At 55.6% G+C, this 21,989-nt stretch carries 17 protein-coding genes; 13 read left to right on the top strand and 4 right to left on the bottom strand.

Features of this window, described 5'->3' with window-relative positions; all coding sequences use genetic code 11:
- Nucleotides 1-69: 69 nt before the first annotated feature.
- Together pta and ackA are read right to left on the bottom strand one after the other, a co-directional pair.
- The gene (gene pta / locus DXX3274_RS15080; protein ID WP_038667461.1) at nt 70-2,211 is read right to left on the bottom strand and encodes a phosphate acetyltransferase; all 2,142 of its coding nucleotides are present in this window, start codon (nt 2,209-2,211) and stop codon (nt 70-72) included.
- 91 nt (nt 2,212-2,302) lie between these two features.
- A complete protein-coding gene (gene ackA, locus DXX3274_RS15075; RefSeq protein ID WP_038919647.1) occupies nt 2,303-3,505 on the bottom strand; it encodes an acetate kinase in 1,203 nt (400 codons plus the stop codon).
- Between the two features lie 465 nt (nt 3,506-3,970).
- On the opposite strand from ackA, the gene yfbV reads away from it, so the two are divergent.
- The 4 genes from yfbV to DXX3274_RS15050 all read left to right on the top strand — a co-directional run bounded on the left by yfbV (nt 3,971) and on the right by DXX3274_RS15050 (nt 7,732).
- Nucleotides 3,971-4,426, top strand: coding sequence for a terminus macrodomain insulation protein YfbV (gene yfbV / locus DXX3274_RS15065; protein WP_038667467.1), 456 nt, complete (start codon nt 3,971-3,973; stop codon nt 4,424-4,426).
- A 136-nt stretch (nt 4,427-4,562) separates the two neighbouring features.
- The gene (locus tag DXX3274_RS15060; protein ID WP_038667469.1) at nt 4,563-5,057 is read left to right on the top strand and encodes a YfbU family protein; all 495 of its coding nucleotides are present in this window, start codon (nt 4,563-4,565) and stop codon (nt 5,055-5,057) included.
- Nucleotides 5,058-5,093: 36 nt separating this feature from the next.
- Complete coding sequence (locus DXX3274_RS15055; RefSeq protein WP_042860473.1) at nt 5,094-5,750, top strand: sugar phosphatase; 657 nt, start codon at nt 5,094-5,096, stop codon at nt 5,748-5,750.
- 146 nt (nt 5,751-5,896) lie between these two features.
- Nucleotides 5,897-7,732, top strand: coding sequence for an SLC13 family permease (locus DXX3274_RS15050; protein WP_174213748.1), 1,836 nt, complete (start codon nt 5,897-5,899; stop codon nt 7,730-7,732).
- 68 nt (nt 7,733-7,800) lie between these two features.
- On the opposite strand, the gene yfbR is transcribed toward DXX3274_RS15050, so the two are convergent.
- Nucleotides 7,801-8,400, bottom strand: coding sequence for a 5'-deoxynucleotidase (gene yfbR, locus DXX3274_RS15045; protein WP_038667475.1), 600 nt, complete (start codon nt 8,398-8,400; stop codon nt 7,801-7,803).
- A gap of 146 nt (nt 8,401-8,546) precedes the next feature.
- Nucleotides 8,547-9,761, bottom strand: coding sequence for a pyridoxal phosphate-dependent aminotransferase (locus tag DXX3274_RS15040; protein WP_042860472.1), 1,215 nt, complete (start codon nt 9,759-9,761; stop codon nt 8,547-8,549).
- A gap of 1,329 nt (nt 9,762-11,090) precedes the next feature.
- Here DXX3274_RS15040 and lrhA point away from each other — a divergent pair.
- The 9 genes from lrhA to nuoI all read left to right on the top strand — a co-directional run bounded on the left by lrhA (nt 11,091) and on the right by nuoI (nt 21,981).
- Nucleotides 11,091-12,041, top strand: coding sequence for a transcriptional regulator LrhA (lrhA, locus tag DXX3274_RS15035; protein ID WP_042860470.1), 951 nt, complete (start codon nt 11,091-11,093; stop codon nt 12,039-12,041).
- A 637-nt stretch (nt 12,042-12,678) separates the two neighbouring features.
- Nucleotides 12,679-13,122, top strand: a complete 444-nt coding sequence (locus tag DXX3274_RS15030; protein ID WP_038667485.1) for an NADH-quinone oxidoreductase subunit A — start codon at nt 12,679-12,681, stop codon at nt 13,120-13,122.
- Nucleotides 13,123-13,140: 18 nt separating this feature from the next.
- The gene (locus tag DXX3274_RS15025) at nt 13,141-13,815 is read left to right on the top strand and encodes an NADH-quinone oxidoreductase subunit B family protein (RefSeq protein ID WP_012885398.1); all 675 of its coding nucleotides are present in this window, start codon (nt 13,141-13,143) and stop codon (nt 13,813-13,815) included.
- Between the two features lie 117 nt (nt 13,816-13,932).
- The gene (gene nuoC / locus DXX3274_RS15020) at nt 13,933-15,732 is read left to right on the top strand and encodes an NADH-quinone oxidoreductase subunit C/D (RefSeq protein ID WP_042860469.1); all 1,800 of its coding nucleotides are present in this window, start codon (nt 13,933-13,935) and stop codon (nt 15,730-15,732) included.
- Nucleotides 15,733-15,734: 2 nt separating this feature from the next.
- Nucleotides 15,735-16,265 carry an NADH-quinone oxidoreductase subunit NuoE gene (gene nuoE / locus DXX3274_RS15015; protein ID WP_042860468.1) on the top strand — a complete coding sequence of 177 codons (531 nt, stop codon included), beginning with the start codon at nt 15,735-15,737 and terminating at the stop codon, nt 16,263-16,265.
- Nucleotides 16,262-17,611 (top strand): NADH-quinone oxidoreductase subunit NuoF, encoded by a 1,350-nt coding sequence (gene nuoF, locus DXX3274_RS15010; protein ID WP_013318705.1) that lies wholly within the window; start codon nt 16,262-16,264, stop codon nt 17,609-17,611. The genes nuoE and nuoF overlap by 4 nt, the downstream gene beginning before the upstream one ends.
- Before the next feature lie 113 nt (nt 17,612-17,724).
- Nucleotides 17,725-20,451 (top strand): NADH-quinone oxidoreductase subunit NuoG, encoded by a 2,727-nt coding sequence (nuoG, locus tag DXX3274_RS15005; protein WP_042862152.1) that lies wholly within the window; start codon nt 17,725-17,727, stop codon nt 20,449-20,451.
- Nucleotides 20,448-21,422 (top strand): NADH-quinone oxidoreductase subunit NuoH, encoded by a 975-nt coding sequence (gene nuoH / locus DXX3274_RS15000; protein WP_042860467.1) that lies wholly within the window; start codon nt 20,448-20,450, stop codon nt 21,420-21,422. Before nuoG ends, nuoH begins: the two co-directional genes overlap by 4 nt.
- 16 nt (nt 21,423-21,438) lie before the next feature.
- Nucleotides 21,439-21,981, top strand: a complete 543-nt coding sequence (gene nuoI / locus DXX3274_RS14995) for an NADH-quinone oxidoreductase subunit NuoI (RefSeq protein WP_013318702.1) — start codon at nt 21,439-21,441, stop codon at nt 21,979-21,981.
- Nucleotides 21,982-21,989 lie beyond the last annotated feature (8 nt).

The raw sequence follows: 21,989 nt of genomic DNA, 5'->3' as shown, positions 1-21,989 counted from the left end.
CCAGTATTTGCTGGCGTTTTTGTTTCTGTCTTACCGGCGTATCGAAAGACGCGCCGGTTATGCCGTCGATCAGGCGATCTGGGTGGCCTGAATGGCGGTCAGCGCTACGGTGTAGACAATGTCGTCCACCAGCGCGCCGCGGGACAGGTCGTTAACCGGCTTGCGCATGCCTTGCAGCATCGGCCCGATGGAAATCAGGTCGGCCGAACGCTGTACCGCTTTATAGGTGGTGTTGCCGGTGTTGAGGTCCGGGAACACGAACACGGTGGCTTTACCGGCAACCGGTGAGTTCGGCGCTTTGGACTGCGCTACGTCGGCCATGATGGCGGCGTCGTACTGCAGCGGACCGTCGATCACCAGATCCGGGCGTTTTTCCTGCGCCAGGCGGGTCGCTTCGCGGACTTTATCCACATCGCTGCCGGCGCCGGAGTTACCGGTCGAGTAGGAGATCATCGCCACGCGCGGTTCGATGCCGAAAGCGGCGGCGGAGTCGGCGGACTGAATAGCGATTTCAGCCAGCTGTTCAGCGGTCGGATCCGGGTTGATGGCGCAGTCGCCATAGACCAGAACCTGCTCCGGCAGCAGCATGAAGAACACGGAGGATACCAGCGAGCTGCCCGGTGCGGTTTTGATCAACTGCAACGGCGGACGGATGGTGTTGGCGGTGGTGTGAACGGCGCCGGATACCAGACCGTCTACTTCGCCTTGTTCCAGCATCAGGGTGCCCAGCACCACGTTGTCTTCCAACTGCTCGCGGGCGACCACTTCGGTCATGCCCTTGCTCTTACGCAGTTCGACCAGACGCGGTACGTAGCGCTCACGAGCTTCGACCGGATCGACGATCTCGATGCCTTTGCCCAGTTCAACGCCCTGCGCAGCCGCTACGCGCTGAATTTCATCCGGGTTGCCCAGCAGCACGCACTGCGCGATGCCGCGTTCGGCACAGATGGAGGCAGCCTTGACGGTACGCGGTTCGTCGCCTTCCGGCAGCACGATGCGTTTGCTTGCCTGACGTGCCAGTTCGGTCAACTGATAGCGGAAAGCCGGCGGAGACAGGCGGCGTGAACGTTCAGACGCAGCGGTCAGCGAATCGATCCACTGGGTATCGATATGGCGCGCCACGTATTCCTGTACTTTTTCCACGCGCTCGTGGTCGTCGGCCGGCAGTTCCAGGTTGAAGCTCTGCAGGTTCAGCGAGGTCTGCCAGGTGTTGGTGTTGACCATGAATACCGGCAGGCCGGTCTGGAACGCGCGTTCGCACAGCTTGCTGATGGCCGGGTCGATTTCGTAGCCACCGGTCAGCAGCAGGGCGCCGATTTCAACGCCGTTCATGGCGGCCAGACAGGCGGCAACCAGGACGTCCGGACGGTCGGCGGAGGTGACCAGCAGCGAACCCGGACGGAAATGTTCCAGCATATGCGGAATGCTGCGGGCGCAGAAGGTCACCGATTTCACGCGGCGGGTCTGAATGTCGCCGGCGTTGATTACGCGCGCGTTCAGGTGGTTGGCCATGTCGATGGCACGGGTAGCGATCAGATCGAAGCTCCACGGCACGCAACCCAGAATCGGCAGCGGGCTGTTGGCAAACAGCAGCTTCGGATCGATATTGGCGACGCTGGCTTTGGTGGAATCATCGAAAATTTCGGACAAATCGGGACGGGTGCGACCCTGTTCATCCACCGGTGCGTTCAGCTTGTTGATGATAACGCCGGTGATGTTTTTATTCTTGCTGCCGCCGAAGCTGGAACGGGCGATGTCGAGACGCTCTTTCAACTGAGCCGGGGAATCATTGCCCAGCGCCAGTACGAAGACGATTTCCGCGTTCAGCGTTTTAGCGATTTCATAGTTCAGCGCGTTGGCGAACTGGTGTTTGCGGGTCGGCACCAGGCCTTCTACCAGCACGACTTCCGCGTCTTTGGTGTTTTCGTGATAGCGGGCGATGATCTCTTCCAGCAGCACGTCCTGCTGGTTGCTGCTCAGCATCGACTCCACATAGCTCATCGTCAGCGGCTCGGCGGCCGGAATGGCGGAAGTGGCGCGGACGATGGTGGTGGTCTGATCCAGTGCGTTTTCACCGGAACGCGGCTGTGCGATAGGCTTGAATACGCTCAGGCGCACGCCTTTCTGTTCCATGGAACGAATGACACCCAGGCTGACGCTGGTCAGGCCCACGCTGGTGCCAGTAGGAATCAACATGATTGTACGGGACACGGCTTAACCTCTGTTTGCGGTTGCTCGTTGTTCAAAAACGATGCTTCTAAAACAACTCCGTCAGCCGAAGCTGACGGAGTGGGGAGACTTATCAGGCGGTCAGGCGCAGCGCGTCCTGAGCGATGACCAACTCTTCGTTGGTCGGGATAACCAGAGCCGGACGGGCGCCGTCTTTGGCGATGTTGCCGCCTTTGCCGAAACGGGCGGCCAGGTTACGTTCGTGGTCGACTTCGAAGCCCAGCAGGCCCAGCTGTTTCAGCGTCAGTTCACGCACCATAGCCGCGTTTTCGCCGATGCCGCCGGTGAAGATCACCGCGTCCAGACGACCTTCCATCAGCGCAGAGTAAGAACCGATGTACTTCGCCAGACGGTGGCAGTACACGTTCATGGCGCGTTTGGCGTCTTCTTTGGTTTCGTAGTTGTCTTCCACATAACGGCAGTCGCTGGTGACTTCAGTCAGGCCCAGCAGGCCGGATTCTTTGGTCAGCAGCTTGTTGATGCTTTCCACGCTCATGCCCAGAGAATCGTGCAGGTGGAAAACTACCGCCGGGTCGATGTCACCGCTACGGGTGCCCATCACCAGACCTTCCAGCGGGGTCAGACCCATGGAGGTATCCACGCATTTGCCGTTGCGGATAGCGGAAACGGAACCGCCGTTGCCCAGGTGGCAGGTGATCACGTTCAGTTCTTCTACCGGCTTGTTCAGGACTTTCGCCGCTTCACGAGAAACGAAGTAGTGGCTGGTACCGTGAGCGCCATAACGGCGGATGTGATGTTCTTTGTATAATTTGTACGGCAGGGCATACAGGTAGGCTTCTTCCGGCATAGTCTGATGGAACGCGGTGTCGAAGACAGCGACGTTCTTGTCTTTCAGGTGCGGGAATTCCTTCAGTGCTTCTTCGATGCCGATCAGATGAGCCGGGTTGTGCAGCGGCGCGAACGGCACGGCGTCTTTGATGCCCTGCAACACGTCGGCGTTGATCACTGCTGATTGCGTGAATTTTTCGCCGCCGTGGACGATACGATGACCGATTGCTACCAGTTGAGCAGACAGTTCCGGCTTCTGGCTGAGGATGGTGTTAACGATGAAGCTCAGTGCTTCGCTGTGGGCAGCACCGGCACCCAGTTCAGCTTCCTGCTTGCCACCGTCAATTTTCCATTTGATGCGCGCTTCAGGCAGATTGAAACACTCGGCCAGGCCAGACAGGTATTCGTCTCCGTTGACGGCATCAATGATGGCGAACTTCAGGGAAGAACTGCCACAGTTAAGGACCAGTACTAACTTACTCGACATGGAAGTACCTACTTGTTATACATGGTTAAAAAAATGTCATACAACAGCCAGCGTAGCGCAGAAGGCGGTTGACATTTATGATTAACATCATGGCCGGGTGATTTTTCCAGACATGACAGCGAAAAACGCCGATGTAGCAACCGCCCGACAGCGTATTGAACGCCCCCGGCAAGGTGACATCGGCGCGGCAAAAACGGCGACAGCAGACACACATGACGTTCGCTGCGCGCTGAATCAACCGTGGCCGGATTCGCCAGCCGACATAACGAAACGCCGGCAGAAACAGCGGATGACTAAACAGCGAGTGCAGAACAACGGTGTCATACGGCTTTTTATCGCGGCCTAAAAGGCTATTTTAGGATACCGATAGCAATCATTAAACACAAAATATATTTTAAGCTTGTCAATTACAGTTGGTGATTTATACAAAATTTTTATTTTTTATATGTGAAGTTGAGGTTGAGCATGACGACGAAACCCTCCGGTAAGACAGGATGGCTACAATTATTCCGTCTGGGCCAGCACTATATGAAAACCTGGCCGACGGACAAGCGTTTGGCGCCGGTGTTTCCTGAAAATCGCGTGGCGCGCGCCACCCGGTTTGCCATTCGTATCATGCCGCCGCTGGCCGTCTTTACCCTGACCTGGCAAATCGCGCTGGGCGGGCAACTGGGGCCGAGCGTGGCTACCGCGCTGTTTGCCCTTGGCTTGCCGATGCAGGGGTTATGGTGGCTGGGGCGGCGTTCGGTCACTCCGTTGCCGCCTTCCTTATTACAGTGGTTTCATGAAATTCGTAATAAGCTGCTGGAGTCGGGAATGGCGCTGGCGCCGGTGGAAGGGCAGCCCACTTATCAGATGCTGGCGGACGTGCTGAATCGTGCCTTCAGGCAGCTCGACAAGACGTTCCTGGACGATCTTTGATGTAAACCCGGTTTTTAGCCAAAGACGCTGACATTTTTTCCATTGGATTCTGTTTTAAATCAAGAAACGAACGCCAGCCAGTATGCGATTCTGCTGTCAATATCCCTTTAGCCGGAATCAGATTCAGGAGTGCACCATGGAAATGACTAATGCTCAGAGACTTATCCTGTCCAATCAGTACAAAATGATGTCAATGCTGGATCCCGATAATGCGGAACGTTACCGCCGCCTGCAAACTATTATCGAACGGGGTTATGGGTTGCAAATGCGGGAACTGGATCGTGATTTTGGCGATTTAAACGAAGATGTGTGCCGTACCCTCATTAATATTATGGAAATGCATCATGCGCTGCAGGTTTCCTGGGCCAACCTGAAAGAGAAACCGGACATGGATGAGCGCCGTGTGGCGTTTCTTGGCTTCGATGCCGCCACCGAAGCGCGCTACCTGGGTTATGTGCGCTTCATGGTGCACGTGGAAGGGCGCTATCCCCACTTTGATTCCGGCACGCATGGCTTTAACTCACAGACCAAAATGTGGGATAAATACATCCGCATGCTGGCGATTTGGCAATCCTGCCCGCGTCAGTATCACCTGAGTGCGGTGGAGATCGCGCAAATCATTAATGCCTGATAAGTTCGGGGCCGGTAAATAAAGAAGGGGCTTTCTGTGGAGTGTAAAGGTTTTCTGTTTGATCTTGACGGCACGCTGGTGGATTCGCTGCCCGCGGTGGAACGGGCCTGGAGCAACTGGGCAAAAGATCATGATATCGACCCGCAGACGGTTCTGGATTTTATTCATGGCAAGCAGGCCATCACCTCGTTGCGTCATTTTCTGGCTGGCGCCAGTGAAGAGACGATTCAGCGCGAGTTTGTCGCGCTGGAGCAGGTGGAAGCGACCGACACCACCGGTATTGCGGCTATGCCGGGCGCACAGGCGCTGCTGGTCAGGCTGGACGCGCTGGATATTCCGTGGGCGATCGTGACGTCGGGAACGGTGCCGATTGCGCATGCTCGACACCGCGCCGCGGGTCTGTCTGCTCCGCGCGAGTTCATCACCGCGGAGCAGGTGGAGCATGGAAAACCGAATCCGGACGCGTATCTGCTGGGCGCCCAGCGGCTGGGGCTGGCTCCTGCCGAGTGCGTGGTGGTCGAGGATGCGCCGGCCGGCGTGCTGTCTGGTCTGGCTGCGGGGTGTAAGGTTGTCGCGGTGAATGCGCCGGCCGATACGCCGCGTCTGGACGAGGTGGATGCCGTATTACATTCTCTTGAGCAATTGCAGATTTCGCGTACAGCGGATGGTTGGGTCAACATCACCCTGAAATGATGCCCCAAACCGGAATAAACATGATCAAAACCCTGCTTTGTCAGGGTTTTTTTATGGCATGCTGATTTTCAGCGGTTTCTCCGGGGAATGCGTTTCCGGCTGAAATACCGCCTGATGAATAAGGACTGTTAACGTCAGGAGGAGGCATGTTGAGCAGTTCGCTGGTCTGGGTTGTCATGCTGTTATTGATTGCCATTGCGCTGTTTGCTACCGGCAAACTGCGCATGGATGTGATTGCTTTGCTGGTGATTGTGGCGTTCGTGCTAAGCGGCACGCTGACGCTACAGGAGGCGCTGATCGGTTTCAGCGATCCGAACGTATTCCTGATCGCCGCGCTGTTTGTGATCGGCGAAGGTCTGGTGCGCACCGGGGTGGCCTATCAGGTCGGCGACTGGTTGATGCGCGTGGCCGGGCAGAGTGAAACCCGCATGCTGATTCTGCTGATGTGCACCGTGGCGCTGCTGGGCGCCTTCATGAGTTCGACCGGCGTGGTGGCTATTTTTATTCCAGTGGTGCTGAACGTCGCCGCGCGGATGAAAACCACCCCGGCCCGCCTGATGATGCCGCTGGCCTTCGCCGGGTTGATCAGCGGCATGATGACGCTGGTGGCGACCCCACCCAATATGGTGGTCAGCAGTGAGCTGATGCGTACCGGTATGGCCGGGTTCAGCTTTTTTAGCGTCACGCCTATTGGTGTGGTGGTGTTGCTGATCGGTATCGCGTATATGTTGGTGGCTCGTTTTTGGCTGACCACGACGGACAGCGATAACTTCAAGGAAGGGTGGAAACGTAAAACGTTTCGTGACCTGATCCGGGAATATCGACTGACCGGGCGGGCGCGCCGGCTGGCGATCCGCACCGGCTCACCGCTGATTGGTCAGCGCCTGGATGATTTGCAATTACGCCAGCGCTACGGCGCCAACGTGGTGGGGATTGAGCGCTGGCAAAAATTCCGGCGCATTATGGTCAGCGTCAGCGGCAATAGCGAATTGCGCTTGAATGATGTGCTGCTGATCGATATGTCGGCATCAGACGTGGATCTGCGTGAGTTCTGCGCCACCCAGCGCCTGGAACCGATGGTGCTGCGCGGCGAGTATTTCTCCGAACAGGCGCGGGATGTGGGCATGGCTGAAGTGTCGCTGATCCCGGATTCCGGACTGCTGGGCAAAACGTTGCAGGAGGCGTCGTTTCGCAGCCGCTATGGGTTGACGGTGGTGGGCATTCGTCGGGACGGCGAGGCGCTGGAAGGCACGCTGGCTGACGAAGCATTAAAGCTGGGGGATATTTTACTGGTGATTGGCGACTGGAAAAACATCCGCCTGCTGCACCAGCACAAGCACCACTTTATTGTGCTCAACCTGCCGGCGGAAGTTGATGAAGTGGCGCCAGCCAGTAATCAGGCGCCGCATGCGCTGTTTTGTCTGGCGCTGATGGTGGCGATGATGCTTACCGATGAAATCCCCAACGCTATCGCCGCGTTGATCGCCTGCCTGCTAATGGGTCAGTTTCGCTGCATCGACATGGAAAGCGCCTATCGCGCCGTGCACTGGCCGAGCCTGATCCTGATTGTGGGAATGATGCCGTTTGCTCTGGCGTTGCAGCAAACCGGCGGCGTGGCCTTGGCCGTCAAAGGGTTGATGGAAATTGGCGGCGATGCCGGTCCGCATATGATGTTGGTGTGCTTGTTCCTGCTGTGTGCGCTGACGGGCTTGTTTATTTCCAATACGGCGACGGCGGTGCTGATGGCGCCGATCGCCGTGGCGGCGGCGGAGCAGATGCAGGTTTCGCCATATCCTTTCGCGATGATTATCGCTATTGCCGCTTCCGCTGCGTTTATGACGCCGGTTTCTTCGCCGGTGAATACGCTGGTGCTGGCGCCCGGCGGATATCGTTTCAGTGATTTTGTTCGGGTTGGGGTGCCGTTCACGCTGTTGGTGATGGCGGTCAGCGTGGTGATGGTGCCGTGGCTGTACCCATTTTGAATGCAAACATGTGTGAACAGCCTGACTGACCTGCTGTCAGGCTGTGCGCCGCGCTCATTGGTGGCTGACTAAAGCGGCGACTCCTGGCTGATTTCATCCAGCGACAGGCTGAAGCTTGGAATAAACACCGTCATGAAATAATCCATTTCCGGGCTCTGGCGCTGCTGGAGCGTCTTTTCCAGTCGGGCTTTGGCCAGCAAAAATTCGTTATTGCCGGCCGACAGTTCTTCCAGACACTTCAGGTACGCGCAAAGCGCATCCGCCTGTTTCACGATGGCGTGCTCTTCTTCGCTGATATGGGATTCATCCAGCAGCGGGCTGAAATCCTGCTGCAGTTCGGCAGGCAGCATCGCAATCAGGTTCTGGCGGGCAATCTTTTCAATCTTCTTGTATTCGTGGGCAATCTGCGCGTTGTAATACTTGATGGGGGTGGGCATGTCGCCGGTCAGCACTTCACTGGCGTCATGGTACATCGCCAGCAGGGCAATGCGACCAACATTGAGGTTGCCATTGAATTTACGGTTTTTGATCACCGCGAGGGCATGAGCGACAAACGCTACCTGCAGGCTGTGCTCGGAGACATTTTCGGTCCGGACATTGCGCATCAGCGGCCAGCGGCTAATCAGTTTCAGGCGGGACAAGTGGGCGAAGAAATGACTTTGAACCATAAGTGTCTCTCGGTGTACAGCATTAGGGGTTCATTGTGGCGGCTCCGGCATCAAGAAGCAAATCAGGTCGGGGGGAGCGGGAAAAGGCTCAGGCTGCAGGGGAGCAAACATGCCCGGCGCCAGTGCGGTGCCGGGCATCATCCTGATTACTGGTGATAACCTTCCAGGAAACGGCCAAATTTGTTGATCGCCATTTCCAGTTCGTCAACACGCGGCAGGGTTACGATACGCAGGTGGTCTGGCTCCGGCCAGTTGAAGGCGGTGCCTTGTACCAGCAGCACTTTTTCCTGCAGCAGCAGGTCCAGTACCAGCTTCTGGTCGTCATGAATGTTGAAGCGTTTGGCGTCAATGCGGGGGAACATATACAGCGCTCCGCTCGGTTTGACGCAGGATACGCCGGGAATCTGGTTGATCAGTTCCCAGGCGCGATTACGCTGCTCGTATAGACGCCCGCCTGGATGAATGAATTCGCTGATGCTTTGGTAACCGCCCAGCGCGGTCTGAATAGCATGTTGCATCGGCACGTTAGCGCACAGACGCATCGACGCCAGCATCTCCAGCCCTTCAATATAACCGCGGGCGTGCTTTTTCGGTCCGTTCAGCACCATCCAGCCCTGGCGGAATCCGGCCACGCGATAGGTTTTGGACAGGCCGTTGAAGGTGACGGTTAACAGGTCAGGCGCCAGCGCGGCAATCGAATGGTGCTGGGCGGCATCGTAGAGGATCTTGTCGTAAATCTCGTCGGCGAAAATGATCAAATTATGCTGACGGGCAATCTCGACCACTTCCAGCAGCAGTTCTTTGCTGTACACCGCCCCGGTCGGGTTATTGGGGTTGATGATCACGATCCCGCGGGTACGAGGGGTGATTTTACTGCGAATGTCATCCAGATCCGGGAACCAGCCTGATTCTTCGTCACAGCGGTAATGCACCGCATGGCCGCTGGAAAGCGACACGGCCGCGGTCCACAGCGGGTAATCCGGCGCCGGCACCAGCATTTCGTCACCGGTATTCAACAATGCCTGCATCGACTGGACGATCAGTTCGGAAACGCCGTTGCCGATATAGACGTCTTCCAGTGTGACGTCGCGCATATCGCGGGCCTGATAGTGTTGCACGATGGCTTTGCGGGCGGAATAGAGCCCTTTAGAATCGCAGTAACCTTGCGCGGTTGGCAGATTGCGGATGACATCCACCAGAATTTCATCCGGCGCATCGAACCCGAAAGGCGCCGGGTTGCCGATGTTCAGTTTGAGTACCTTGTTGCCTTCTTCTTCCAGCCGTTTTGCTTCTTTTAGTACCGGACCACGAATATCGTAACAAACGTTTTCCAGTTTTTTCGATTTTTCTATCGGTGACATTTAACAAACCTTTTACAGGATCCTATTCCTGATGAGTAATCGCCTAACCCGTCTAATGTACTCTTCCCGCCGTGTGTTTTGAAGAATCATTACTATGGCTGTGAAGCCGGTTCCAGATAGCAGTCAGAACGGCACGATAAATGACATTATTGTTAATGTGGTGTGATTGATCTGTGATGGCGCTTTGGATTTTCGGCCGATACTGAGAGCGAGAACCATAAAACAGCCTCTGGCGCCGGTAAATTATCCGGCCGAATCGCATGACGAAGCATTAATCATGTTCAGATAGTGGCCGCAAGGAATAATCTCAACAGCAATTGAGGTATTTTTTATACCTGATTCAAACGCTGAAACCGGTATCATAAAATGGTGGCTACCGTGAGGGTTATAAAAACCCATATTTTTAAATACGGTAATGGCAGAAGAGCAAGCAAATGTTTCTCTCTGCGGAAATGAGGGACGTGTCTTATCCGCAAAAAAAATAAAATTCAGCCAACTCACTGATAATAAAAAAACGGGGTCATTTAAACGAATAGCGAAAAAGTCAGGGTAAGAATAAAAAAGACCGGGTATATCTCATTGCTCATAAGATAATTCTTTGACTGGAGAAAACCTCTCCGCGTAACTTCATGAAAATTTATGTTACATGTGACATCCTTGCGTGTTATTTAACAAATTTACAAAAATATATCAATCTTTACATAAAAACTGAGTCATACAGTGATAGTAACTTGCTGTATTAACGGTGTTTGCCTGCGAACGGCACCGGGTTCGGTCTGAGGGGCACCTGTGGGGAAGTGAAAGGATAGTGAAGTGAATTCATCAGGTGGATTGATGGTTTTTATGATTGAATTAAAACGGGATTTCAAATTGAATGGCGCGATTTAAGAGTTTGCTGATGTTTTAAACGTAATGTCTTTTTCAAGCAAACGGAGAATCAATGATGCACAAAGCATGCGTTAAAAGTGAAAAATAAGAGATGTCGTTTATTTGGGTGAGCGTGTGTCGTAACGTAAGCGCAATCAAAATCTTATATCTCTTCATTGTAAATTGCCGGTGAAGTGAGACCGCTGGTTTTTTTTGGTTTTTATTTTATTATCTAAAATAAATAAAAGGGTTCTTTTTGAAAATCTGATTACGTAATAAGATGCTTAAATAAGGAGGCTGAGGGAAGAGGCGATTCGGACAAAGGAATATACATGGTCTTTTGCCGTAAGCGTTCGTCTGCGATACTGTCCGTCTTATATTGTGCGTCCGGCCCTTGCCGGGGCATCAACATCAACACCAGGTATGTTTGTTAAAAATTAAAATAGATAAGTGAAGAACCGTATGACAAATACAAGTCGCCCTGTCCTCAACCTTGATCTCGATCTGTTGAGAACGTTCGTCGCTGTTGCAGATTTGAACACGTTTGCAGCCGCCGCTGTGGCTGTGTGCAGAACACAGTCGGCAGTGAGCCAGCAGATGCAGCGTCTGGAACAGTTGATTGGTAAGGAGCTGTTTGCCCGCCACGGGCGAAACAAGCTGCTGACCGAGCATGGCATCCAGTTTCTTGGGTATGCCAGAAAAATCCTGCAGTTTAACGATGAGGCCTGCGCTTCGCTGATGTATAGCGATATTCAGGGCACTCTGACTATCGGCGCGTCGGATGACACGGCGGATACCATCCTGCCTTTCATCCTGCAGCGCGTTACTACCGTGTTCCCGAAACTGTCGATCGCCGTCAGTATCAAACGCAGCGCAGAAATGGCGGATATGCTGCAACAGGGGAAAATTGATCTGGTCATTACTACGAGCAACAGCGACGATTTGCCGCATGTGTTGCTACGCACGTCACCGACGTTATGGTATTGCTCGGCCGATTATCAGTACCAGCCGGGAGAGACTGTTTCGCTGGTGGTGCTGGATGAACCGAGCCCGTTCCGCGCGCTGGCGCTGGAACAACTGACCGCCGCAGGTATTCCGTGGAAGATCTCTTACGTCGCCTCTACGTTGTCTGCGGTGCGTGCGGCGGTAAAAGCCGGTCTTGGGATTACCGTGCGTTCGGTAGAAATGATGAGTCCGGAACTGCGCGTGCTGGGTGAAGAGGAAGGCTTGCCGAAACTGCCTGATACTCGCTATTACCTGTGCAGGAATCCGGATCATGACAACGAGCTGACCAATGCTATTTTCAGCGCTATCGAGTCCGGCACCCGTTCGCATTTGCTGCCGGTCAGCACGGGAACGGAAAACGATACGCGGGAACCGCCGACAGATGAATCATTAAAAGATATTACCTGAGTACAAACATAGCGGGGTGAAAGGCCCCGCTATGGCTTAGGCTCCCATCCTTCAGTCAGCCTTTTCCATGCTGATTCTCTCACCACGGTTTGTCTGTTCACTTCTGTGCTTCCTTTTTATCCCTCTTTGCCTAATGCGCCGTTTGTGTTCTTTTTTTATTAAAACTGCATTTCTATTTTTTTAAAGCCATGTTGACCGAATGAAAAGGTTACAGGTTGAGCAATCGATGCAATTTTTTTACTAACATAAATGAAAAAAGTGTGCCCTGGATCAAAAAATACCCCTATTAACACTATGGGGGAACAGGAATTCTTGCCGAAAATGTTATAGTCACCCTGCCAATAAGGGCTTTGTGTGGGTGGAATCGTTAACGTGAAGTGGTTGACTGACTCGATTTAGTCAACGTGTTACACACAAAATGTTAACGAAACTGCGTGCATGTAAAGTAATGTGCTGTTATTTTTAGTGGCGTTGAAAATAAGGTTACATAACAGGGAATCAGGCCTCATTAAACAGCCGCTTAACCTTATAAGTTGTGGTGTTTTTGTGGCGAAAAATCCTTCCTTTTAATCGATGTGGCGACGAACTGCCGACAAAAGAGCAGGTGTCTGATCACTTTTGATGAGTAAGCAAGAGTATGTCAACAACTACTGAAGTCCTCGCCCATCACTGGGCTTTTGCGCTATTCGTTATCGTTGCTGTAGGTCTCTGCGGCTTTATGCTGCTCGGCGGCTTCCTGTTGGGTGGCAGAGCCCGGGCCAGACACAAAAACATTCCTTATGAATCAGGTATCGATTCCGTTGGCTCCGCGCGGTTGCGCCTCTCCGCCAAGTTTTACCTGGTCGCCATGTTTTTCGTTATTTTCGACGTTGAAGCCCTCTATCTCTATGCCTGGTCCGTATCTATCCGGGAAAGCGGCTGGATAGGCTTCGTCGAGGCCACAATTTTCATTTTGGTGTTGTTGGCTGGTTTGATCTATCTGGTGCGTATCGGCGCGTTGGACTGGACGCCGTCGCGTTCCAAAAGACAAGTCGTGAAATCCAATGTCGTGACTCAGACCACTAACACTCATCAGCAGTAATAGCGAGGCATTTAGAAGATGGATTATACGCTCACCCGCATTGACCCGGACGGTGAGAACGACCGTTACCCCCTCCAGAAGCAAGAGATTGTCAGCGATCCGCTTGAACAGCATGTCAATCGCAGCGTTTTCATGGGCAACCTCGAACAGTCGCTGCACAGCATGGTCAACTGGGGGCGCAGCAATTCCCTGTGGCCTTACAACTTCGGTCTTTCCTGCTGCTACGTAGAAATGGCGACGTCGTTTACTTCGGTGCATGACGTTGCGCGTTTTGGTTCCGAAGTTATCCGTGCCTCACCACGTCAGGCGGATTTCATGGTTGTGGCCGGTACGCCGTTTTTGAAAATGGCGCCGGTCATTCAGCGTTTGTACGACCAGATGCTGGCGCCAAAATGGGTAATTTCCATGGGTGCCTGTGCGAATTCCGGCGGTATGTACGATATTTATTCCGTGGTGCAAGGCGTGGACAAGTTCCTGCCGGTTGATGTGTACATCCCGGGATGCCCGCCGCGTCCGGAAGCCTACATGCAGGCGCTGTTGCTGCTGAAAGAGTCCATCGGTAAGGAGCGCCGCCCTCTGTCATGGGTGGTAGGCGATCAGGGGGTTTACCGCGCCAATATGCAATCCGAGCGCGAACGTAAACGCGGAGAACGCATTGCGGTAACCAATCTGCGTTCTCCTGATGAGATTTGACCCTGTGAGTGAAGGCTGTAGTGGCTACGTAAGATCACGATAAATTCATATCACGATAAATCGTGTGTAGCCATTATCAGTCACAGAAATAGCACGTTTACTGTGGTGACATAATTTATGACAGATTTAACGACGCACGATGTCGCTCTGCCTGCGTGGCAAACCCGTGATCATCTGGATGATCCGGTCGTCAGCGAGCTGTGTAACCGTTTTGGACCGGAAGCATTTACCGTTCAGGCAACCCGCACTGGCCTGCCGGTGGTTTGGGTGAAACGCGAGCAGTTGCTGGACGTAGTGGCTTTTCTGAAAAAACAGCCCAAACCTTATGTGATGCTGCTTGACCTGCATGGCGTGGATGAGCGTCTGCGTACCCATCGCCAGGGCTTGCCGGACGCCGACTTCACCGTTTTCTATCACCTGATTTCGATTGAGCGCAACCGCGATATCATGCTGAAGGTGGCACTGTCGGAAAACGATCTGAACATGCCGACCCTGACCAAACTGTTCCCCAACGCTAACTGGTACGAACGCGAAGTGTGGGACATGTTTGGCATCACCTTCAAAGGGCACCCGCACCTGACGCGCATCATGATGCCGCAGACCTGGCAGGGGCATCCGCTGCGTAAAGATTTCCCGGCGCGCGCCACCGAGTTCGATCCCTTCGTGCTGACCAAACAGCGTGAAGACATGGAGATGGAGTCCCTGACTTTCAAACCGGAAGAGTGGGGGATGAAGCGCGGTACCGACAACGAAGACTTCATGTTCCTGAACCTGGGGCCGAACCACCCGTCCGCGCATGGTGCTTTCCGTATCATCCTCCAGCTCAACGGCGAAGAGGTCGTCGACTGTATCCCGGATATCGGCTATCACCACCGCGGCGCGGAAAAAATGGGTGAACGCCAGTCCTGGCACAGCTATATCCCTTACACCGACCGTATCGAATACCTCGGCGGCTGCGTGAACGAAATGCCGTATGTACTGGCGGTGGAAAAGCTGGCTGGAATCGAGGTGCCTGAGCGCGTGAAGGTTATCCGCGTCATGCTGTCCGAACTGTTCCGTATCAATAGTCACCTGCTGTACATCAGTACCTTTATTCAGGACGTCGGCGCGATGACGCCGGTGTTCTTCGCGTTTACCGATCGTCAGAAAATCTACGATCTGGTGGAAGCGATTACCGGCTACCGCATGCATCCGGCCTGGTTCCGTATCGGCGGCGTGGCGCACGATCTGCCGCGCGGCTGGGAACGTTTGCTGCGTGAATTCCTCGACTGGATGCCGGCGCGTCTGGATACCTACATCAAGGCGGCGTTGCAAAACAGCATCCTGAAAGGGCGTTCACAAGGCGTGGCCGCCTATAACGCCAAAGAAGCGCTGGAGTGGGGCGTGACCGGCGCCGGTCTGCGCGCTACCGGCATCGCATTCGATGTGCGTAAATCACGGCCTTACTCCGGTTATGAAAACTTCGACTTTGAGGTACCGGTAGGCGACGGCATCAGCGACTGCTACAGCCGCGTGATGCTGAAAGTGGAAGAGCTGCGTCAGAGTATGCGTATTCTGGAACAATGCCTGAAAAATATGCCGGAAGGTCCGTTCAAGGCCGACCATCCGCTGACCACGCCGCCGCCGAAAGAGCGTACGCTGCAACACATTGAAACGCTGATTAACCACTTCCTGCAGGTTTCCTGGGGGCCGGTGATGCCTGCTAACGAATCATTCCAGATGATCGAGGCCACCAAAGGGGTTAACAGTTACTACCTGACCAGTGACGGCAGCACTATGAGCTACCGCACCCGTATCCGCACGCCGAGTTTCCCGCATTTGCAACAGATTCCGTCGGTGATTCGCGGCTGTCTGGTATCCGACCTGATCGTATACCTCGGTAGTATTGATTTTGTCATGTCAGATGTGGACCGCTAATTATGCACGAACATAACAACACTCAGGATTCGATCGATGCTCCGGCGCAGGCCGCCAGCGATGTTTTTGTGTTAAGTGACACAGAGCGCGACGCTATCGAGCATGAAAAACACCACTACGAAGATGCGCGCGCCGCGTCTATTGAAGCGCTGAAGATTGTGCAGAAGCACCGTGGCTGGGTGCCGGATGGCGCGATTGACGCCATTGCCCAGGTTCTCGGTATTCCTGCCAGCGATGTGGAAGGCGTGGCGACGTTCTACAGCCAGATTTTCCGTCAGCCGGTCGGGCGCCATGTGATCCGTTACTGCGACAGCGTGGTGTGCCATATCACCGGTTATCAGGGGATCCAGGCGGCGCTGGAAAGAAAGCTGAATATCAAGCCCGGCCAGACTACATTTGACGGACGCTTTACGCTGTTGCCGACCTGCTGCCTGGGGAACTGCGACAAGGGTCCGACCATGATGATCGACGAGGACACCCACAGTCAGCTGAAGCCTGAAGATATCGATTCGTTACTGGAGCAGTATCAATGAGTAAAAACATTGTTCTGACGGCTGAACAGCATCCCCTGACCTGGCGTCTGCGCGCAGACAAACAGCCGGTGTGGCTGGACGAATACCGCAGCAAGAACGGTTATGCAGGAGCCCAAAAGGCGCTGACCGGCATGGCGCAGGATGAGGTGGTGACCCTGGTCAAGGATGCCGGCCTGCGTGGTCGCGGCGGCGCGGGTTTCTCCACCGGTCTCAAGTGGAGCCTGATGCCGAAAGATGAAAGCATGAATATCCGCTATCTGCTGTGTAACGCGGATGAGATGGAGCCGGGCACCTACAAAGACCGCCTGCTGATGGAGCAGATGCCGCATTTGCTGGTGGAAGGCATGCTGATCGGCGCTTATGCGCTGAAAGCCTATCGCGGTTACATCTTCCTGCGCGGCGAATACGTTGAGGCGGCGGCTAATTTGCGTCGTGCTATCGCTGAAGCGACAGAGGCGGGGCTGCTTGGCAAAAACATTATGGGCACCGGCTTTAATTTCGAGCTGTTTGTGCACACCGGTGCCGGTCGTTACATCTGTGGTGAAGAAACGGCGCTGATCAACTCGCTGGAAGGCCGTCGCGCCAACCCGCGATCTAAACCGCCGTTCCCGGCTTCCGCCGGCGCATGGGGCAAGCCCACCTGCGTAAACAACGTGGAAACGCTGTGCAACGTGCCGGCCATCATCGAGCATGGTGTGGAATGGTATCAGGGGCTGTCTGCCGGTAAGAGTAAAGACGCCGGCACCAAACTGATGGGCTTCTCCGGTCGGGTGAAAAATCCGGGCCTGTGGGAGTTGCCGTTTGGCACCACCGCCCGTGAGATTCTGGAAGATTACGCCGGCGGCATGCGTGATGGCCTGACGCTGAAAGCCTGGCAGCCCGGCGGCGCCGGTACCGACTTCCTGACCGATGCACATCTGGATCTGCCGATGGATTTCGAAAACATCGGCAAGGCCGGCAGCCGTCTGGGTACGGCGCTGGCGATGGCGGTCGACAATGAAATCAACATGGTATCGCTGACGCGCAATCTGGAAGAGTTCTTCGCCCGCGAGTCTTGCGGCTGGTGTACGCCGTGCCGCGACGGCCTGCCGTGGAGCGTCAAGATTCTGCGTGCGCTGGAGCGTGGGGAAGGGCAGCCGGGCGACATTGAAACGCTGGAGCAACTGTGCCGCTTCCTGGGGCCGGGCAACACCTTCTGCGCCCACGCGCCGGGGGCGGTCGAACCGCTGCAGAGCGCCATTAAATATTTCCGGGACGAATTCGAGGCAGGCATCGCCAGACAGGTTGTCAGTAACGCCAAACCGATTGGCGGCATTCAGCCCAACCTGCTGAAACAGCGCTGGTAATCGCGCAATCCGGCGTGTTGAGCATCACGCCGGGATTAAACGCCGATTCATCCCGCAGACAGAATTTTTGATTAGTGCCCGCCGAGGCGGGCTGTTATGGAAGCATGCTGACTATGGCAACGATTCATGTAGACGGCAAAGAATATGAAGTGGACGGAGCGGATAACCTGCTGCAGGCTTGTCTGTCTCTGGGACTTGATATCCCCTACTTTTGCTGGCACCCGGCGCTGGGGAGCGTCGGTGCTTGTCGCCTGTGTGCGGTCAAGCAGTACCAGAACGCGGAAGATACCCGTGGTCGTCTGGTGATGTCCTGTATGACGCCGGCGTCGAATGGCACCTTTATCGCCATTGACGATGATGAGGCGAAGCAGTTCCGCAAGACGATTGTGGAATTTCTGATGACCAACCATCCGCACGACTGTCCGGTTTGTGAGGAAGGGGGCAACTGTCATCTGCAGGATATGACCGTAATGACGGGGCATAATTTCCGTCGTTACCGTTTCACCAAACGTACACACCACAATCAGGATCTCGGCCCGTTCATCTCCCACGAAATGAACCGCTGTATCGCCTGTTACCGTTGCGTGCGTTATTACAAGGATTACGCCGACGGCAAAGACCTGGGCGTTTACGGCGCGCATGACAACGTCTATTTCGGTCGTCCGGAAGACGGTGTGCTGGAAAGCGAGTTTTCCGGCAACCTGGTGGAAGTCTGTCCGACCGGGGTCTTCACCGATAAAACCCATTCCGAACGTTATAACCGCAAATGGGACATGCAGTTCGCGCCCAGCATTTGCCAGCAGTGCAGCGTGGGTTGCAACACCAGCCCGGGCGAGCGTTATGGCGAATTGCGCCGTATCGAAAACCGCTATAACGGCAGCGTGAACCACTATTTCCTGTGCGACCGCGGCCGTTTTGGTTACGGCTACGTCAACCTGAAGGATCGTCCGCGTCAGCCGCTGCAACGCCGCGGTGATGACTGGATCGCGCTGAACGCCGAGCAGGCGTTGCAGGGCGCCGCCGATGTGCTGCGTCAGGCGAAGAAGGTGATCGGTATCGGTTCGCCGCGCGCCAGCGTGGAAAGCAACTTCGCGTTGCGCGAACTGGTCGGTGCCGGCAACTTCTACACTGGCGTCTCTCAGGCGGAGCAACATCGCTTGCAACTGATGCTGAAAGTGCTGAAAGAGAGCGGGGTGCATACGCCGTCTCTGCGTGAAATCGAAGGCTACGACGCCGTGCTGGTGCTGGGCGAAGATCTGACCCAGACCGGCGCGCGTATTGCGCTGGCGGTGCGTCAGGCGGTGAAAGGCAAAGCCCGTGAAATGGCGGCGGCCCAGAAAGTGGCCGACTGGCAGATTGCAGCGATCCTGAATATCGGCCAGCACGCCAAACACCCGCTGTTCGTCACCAACGTCGACAGCACCCGTCTGGACGATATCGCCGCCTGGAGTTACCGCGCGCCGGTGGCTGAGCAGGCCCGACTTGGTTTTGCGATTGCTCACGCACTCGATAATGCCGCGCCGGCGGTCAGCGATCTGCCGGCCGATCTCGGCCAGAAAGTGGACGTGATTGTTCAGGCGCTGGCTGGCGCGCGTAAGCCGCTGATTATCTCCGGCACCAACGCGGGCAGCGACGATGTGATCGCCGCCGCCGCCAACGTCGCCAAAGCGCTGAAAGGCCGTGGCTCCGATGTCGGCATTACCTTTGTCGCCGCCGCCGCCAACAGCATGGGCGTAACCATGATGGGCGGCGGTTCGCTGGATGAAGCGCTGTCGCAACTGGAAACCGGCGAAGCCGACAGCGTGGTGGTGCTGGAAAACGACCTGTATCGTCATGCGCCGGCCGCTCGTGTGGATGCCGCGCTGGCGAAAGCCGCCAACCTGATTGTGCTGGATCATCAACGCACCGCGATCATGGACAAGGCCGGTCTGGTGTTGTCCTCCGCCAGCTTTGCGGAAAGCGACGGTACGCTCGTCAACCAGGAAGGCCGCGCTCAGCGTTTCTTCCAGGTTTATGACCCGACCTACTACGACAGCAAGGTGGTCATGCTGGAAAGCTGGCGCTGGCTGCATTCCCTGTACATCACCTACAACAGCCGTCAGGTTGACTGGACGCAACTGGACCACGTGATTGACGCTTGCGTTAACGCATTGCCGCAATTGGCCGCGATCAAAGACGCGGCGCCGGATGCGTCGTTCCGTGTCAAGGGCCAGAAACTGGCGCGTGAACCGCATCGTTATAGCGGTCGTACCGCCATGCGCGCCAACATCAGCGTGCATGAGCCGCGTCAGCCTCAGGATAAGGACACGATGTTTACCTTCTCGATGGAAGGGAACAACAGTCCGCTGGCCGAGCGTCAGCAGGTGCCGTTTGCCTGGGCGCCGGGCTGGAACTCACCGCAGGCGTGGAACAAATTCCAGGATGAAGTGGGCGGGCATCTGCGCCACGGCGATCCGGGCGTGCGCCTGATCGAAGCCGGCGACGCTTCGCTGGCGTATTTCAGCCAGATTCCGGCGCCGTTTGCTCCGCAACAGGGGCAGTGGCAGGTTGCGCCTTACTACAATCTGTTCGGCAGTGACGAGCTGTCGCAGCGCTCCGGCGTTATCCAGCAGCGTATGCCGCAGGCCTGCGCGGTAGTGAATCAGGCCGATGCCGCATTGCTGGGCGTCAATGCCGGCGCGTTGCTGGACATCACCTGTGGAGGTCAGACGCTGCGTCTGCCGGTGCGTCTGAGCACTGAGCTGCGTCAGGGCCAGGTTGGTTTGCCGCTGGGCTTCCCGGGGATTGCTCCGGTGCTGGCGGGCGCGACCGTTGAAATGCTGCGGGAGGCTGCGCAATGAGTTGGTTGACTCCGGAAGTACTGGACATTCTGGCCACCGTCGGCAAAGCGATCGTGATTCTGTTGGTCGTGGTGAGCTGCGGCGCGCTCATGAGTATGGGGGAGCGCCGTCTGCTGGCGCTGTTCCAGGGGCGTTATGGGCCTAACCGCGTGGGCTGGGGCGGTTCGCTGCAGCTGGTGGCGGACATGCTCAAGATGTTCTTCAAGGAAGACTGGACACCGCCGTTTGCCGACAAGGTGATTTTTACCCTGGCGCCGGTGATTGCTTTTACTTCGCTGTTGCTGTCGTTCGCCATCGTACCGGTCAGCCCGACCTGGCAGGTGGCCAATCTGAACATTGGGGTGCTGTTCTTCCTGATGATGGCGGGGCTGGCGGTTTATGCCGTACTGTTCGCCGGCTGGTCCAGTAACAACAAATACTCGCTGCTGGGCGCGGTGCGCGCCTCTGCGCAAACGCTGAGTTATGAAGTGTTCCTCGGGTTGTCCCTGATGGGCGTGGTGGCGCAGGCCGGCTCGTTCAACATGGCCGATATCGTCAATTCGCAGTCCACGGTGTGGAACGTCGTCCCGCAGTTCTTCGGTTTTATTACCTTTGCGATCGCCGGCGTAGCGGTGTGTCACCGTCATCCGTTCGACCAGCCGGAAGCCGAGCAGGAACTGGCGGATGGCTACCATATCGAATACGCCGGGATGAAGTTCGGTCTGTTCTTCGTTGGCGAATACATCGGTATCGTGACGGTTTCCGCGTTGATCGTGACGCTGTTCTTCGGTGGCTGGCACGGACCTTTCCTGCCGCCGTTCGTCTGGTTTGCGTTGAAGACGGCGTTTTTCATGATGATGTTCATCCTGATTCGCGCTTCGCTGCCACGTCCGCGTTATGACCAGGTAATGGCATTCGGCTGGCGGGTGTGTCTGCCGCTGACGCTGCTGAACCTGCTGGCGACCGCCGCAGTCATTCTGTACAACGCTTGATAGGGGTGAATAAACCATGACACTGAAAGAACTTTTGATTGGTTTCGGCACCCAGGTACGCAGTATCTGCATGGTGGGTTCCAACGCGTTTAAAAAGCGTGAAACCAAAATGTATCCGGAAGAGCCAGTGAATCCGCCGCCGCGTTTTCGCGGCCGCATTGTGCTGACCCGCGATCCGGACGGACAGGAGCGTTGCGTAGCCTGCAACCTGTGCGCCGTGGCTTGCCCGGTAGGGTGTATCTCCCTGCAGAAGGCGGAAATGAAGGATGGCCGCTGGTATCCGGAGTTTTTCCGCATCAACTTCTCCCGCTGCATTTTCTGCGGCATGTGCGAGGAGGCCTGCCCGACCACGGCTATTCAGCTGACTCCCGATTTCGAAATGGGTGAGTTCAAGCGTCAGGACCTGGTGTACGAAAAAGACGATCTGCTGATCTCGGGGCCGGGTAAATATCCGGAATACAACTTCTACCGGATGGCCGGTATGGCTGTTGATGGGAAAGAGAAGGGCGAAGCCGAAAACGAAGCCAAACCCATTGACGTTAAAGGCCTGCTGCCCTAAGGAGCCAA

It is taken from the genome of Dickeya sp. NCPPB 3274 (assembly GCF_000406205.1).
In the GTDB taxonomy this organism is placed as follows: Bacteria; Pseudomonadota; Gammaproteobacteria; order Enterobacterales; family Enterobacteriaceae; genus Dickeya; species Dickeya fangzhongdai.
The sequence above is the reverse complement of the archived record's forward strand: the minus strand, read 5'-3'. Positions and strand labels throughout refer to the sequence as shown.

Bases quoted from the DNA above. Each gene is read 5' to 3' on its own strand.
- ackA (WP_038919647.1), bottom strand. From the start codon at position 3,505: ATGTCGAGTAAGTTAGTACTGGTCCTTAACTGTGGCAGTTCTTCCCTG.
- yfbV (WP_038667467.1), top strand. From the start codon at position 3,971: ATGACGACGAAACCCTCCGGTAAGACAGGATGGCTACAATTATTCCGT.
- DXX3274_RS15060 (WP_038667469.1), top strand. From the start codon at position 4,563: ATGGAAATGACTAATGCTCAGAGACTTATCCTGTCCAATCAGTACAAA.
- DXX3274_RS15050 (WP_174213748.1), top strand. From the start codon at position 5,897: ATGTTGAGCAGTTCGCTGGTCTGGGTTGTCATGCTGTTATTGATTGCC.
- yfbR (WP_038667475.1), bottom strand. From the start codon at position 8,400: ATGGTTCAAAGTCATTTCTTCGCCCACTTGTCCCGCCTGAAACTGATT.
- DXX3274_RS15040 (WP_042860472.1), bottom strand. From the start codon at position 9,761: ATGTCACCGATAGAAAAATCGAAAAAACTGGAAAACGTTTGTTACGAT.
- lrhA (WP_042860470.1), top strand. From the start codon at position 11,091: ATGACAAATACAAGTCGCCCTGTCCTCAACCTTGATCTCGATCTGTTG.
- DXX3274_RS15030 (WP_038667485.1), top strand. From the start codon at position 12,679: ATGTCAACAACTACTGAAGTCCTCGCCCATCACTGGGCTTTTGCGCTA.
- DXX3274_RS15025 (WP_012885398.1), top strand. From the start codon at position 13,141: ATGGATTATACGCTCACCCGCATTGACCCGGACGGTGAGAACGACCGT.
- nuoC (WP_042860469.1), top strand. From the start codon at position 13,933: ATGACAGATTTAACGACGCACGATGTCGCTCTGCCTGCGTGGCAAACC.
- nuoE (WP_042860468.1), top strand. From the start codon at position 15,735: ATGCACGAACATAACAACACTCAGGATTCGATCGATGCTCCGGCGCAG.
- nuoF (WP_013318705.1), top strand. From the start codon at position 16,262: ATGAGTAAAAACATTGTTCTGACGGCTGAACAGCATCCCCTGACCTGG.
- nuoG (WP_042862152.1), top strand. From the start codon at position 17,725: ATGGCAACGATTCATGTAGACGGCAAAGAATATGAAGTGGACGGAGCG.
- nuoH (WP_042860467.1), top strand. From the start codon at position 20,448: ATGAGTTGGTTGACTCCGGAAGTACTGGACATTCTGGCCACCGTCGGC.
- nuoI (WP_013318702.1), top strand. From the start codon at position 21,439: ATGACACTGAAAGAACTTTTGATTGGTTTCGGCACCCAGGTACGCAGT.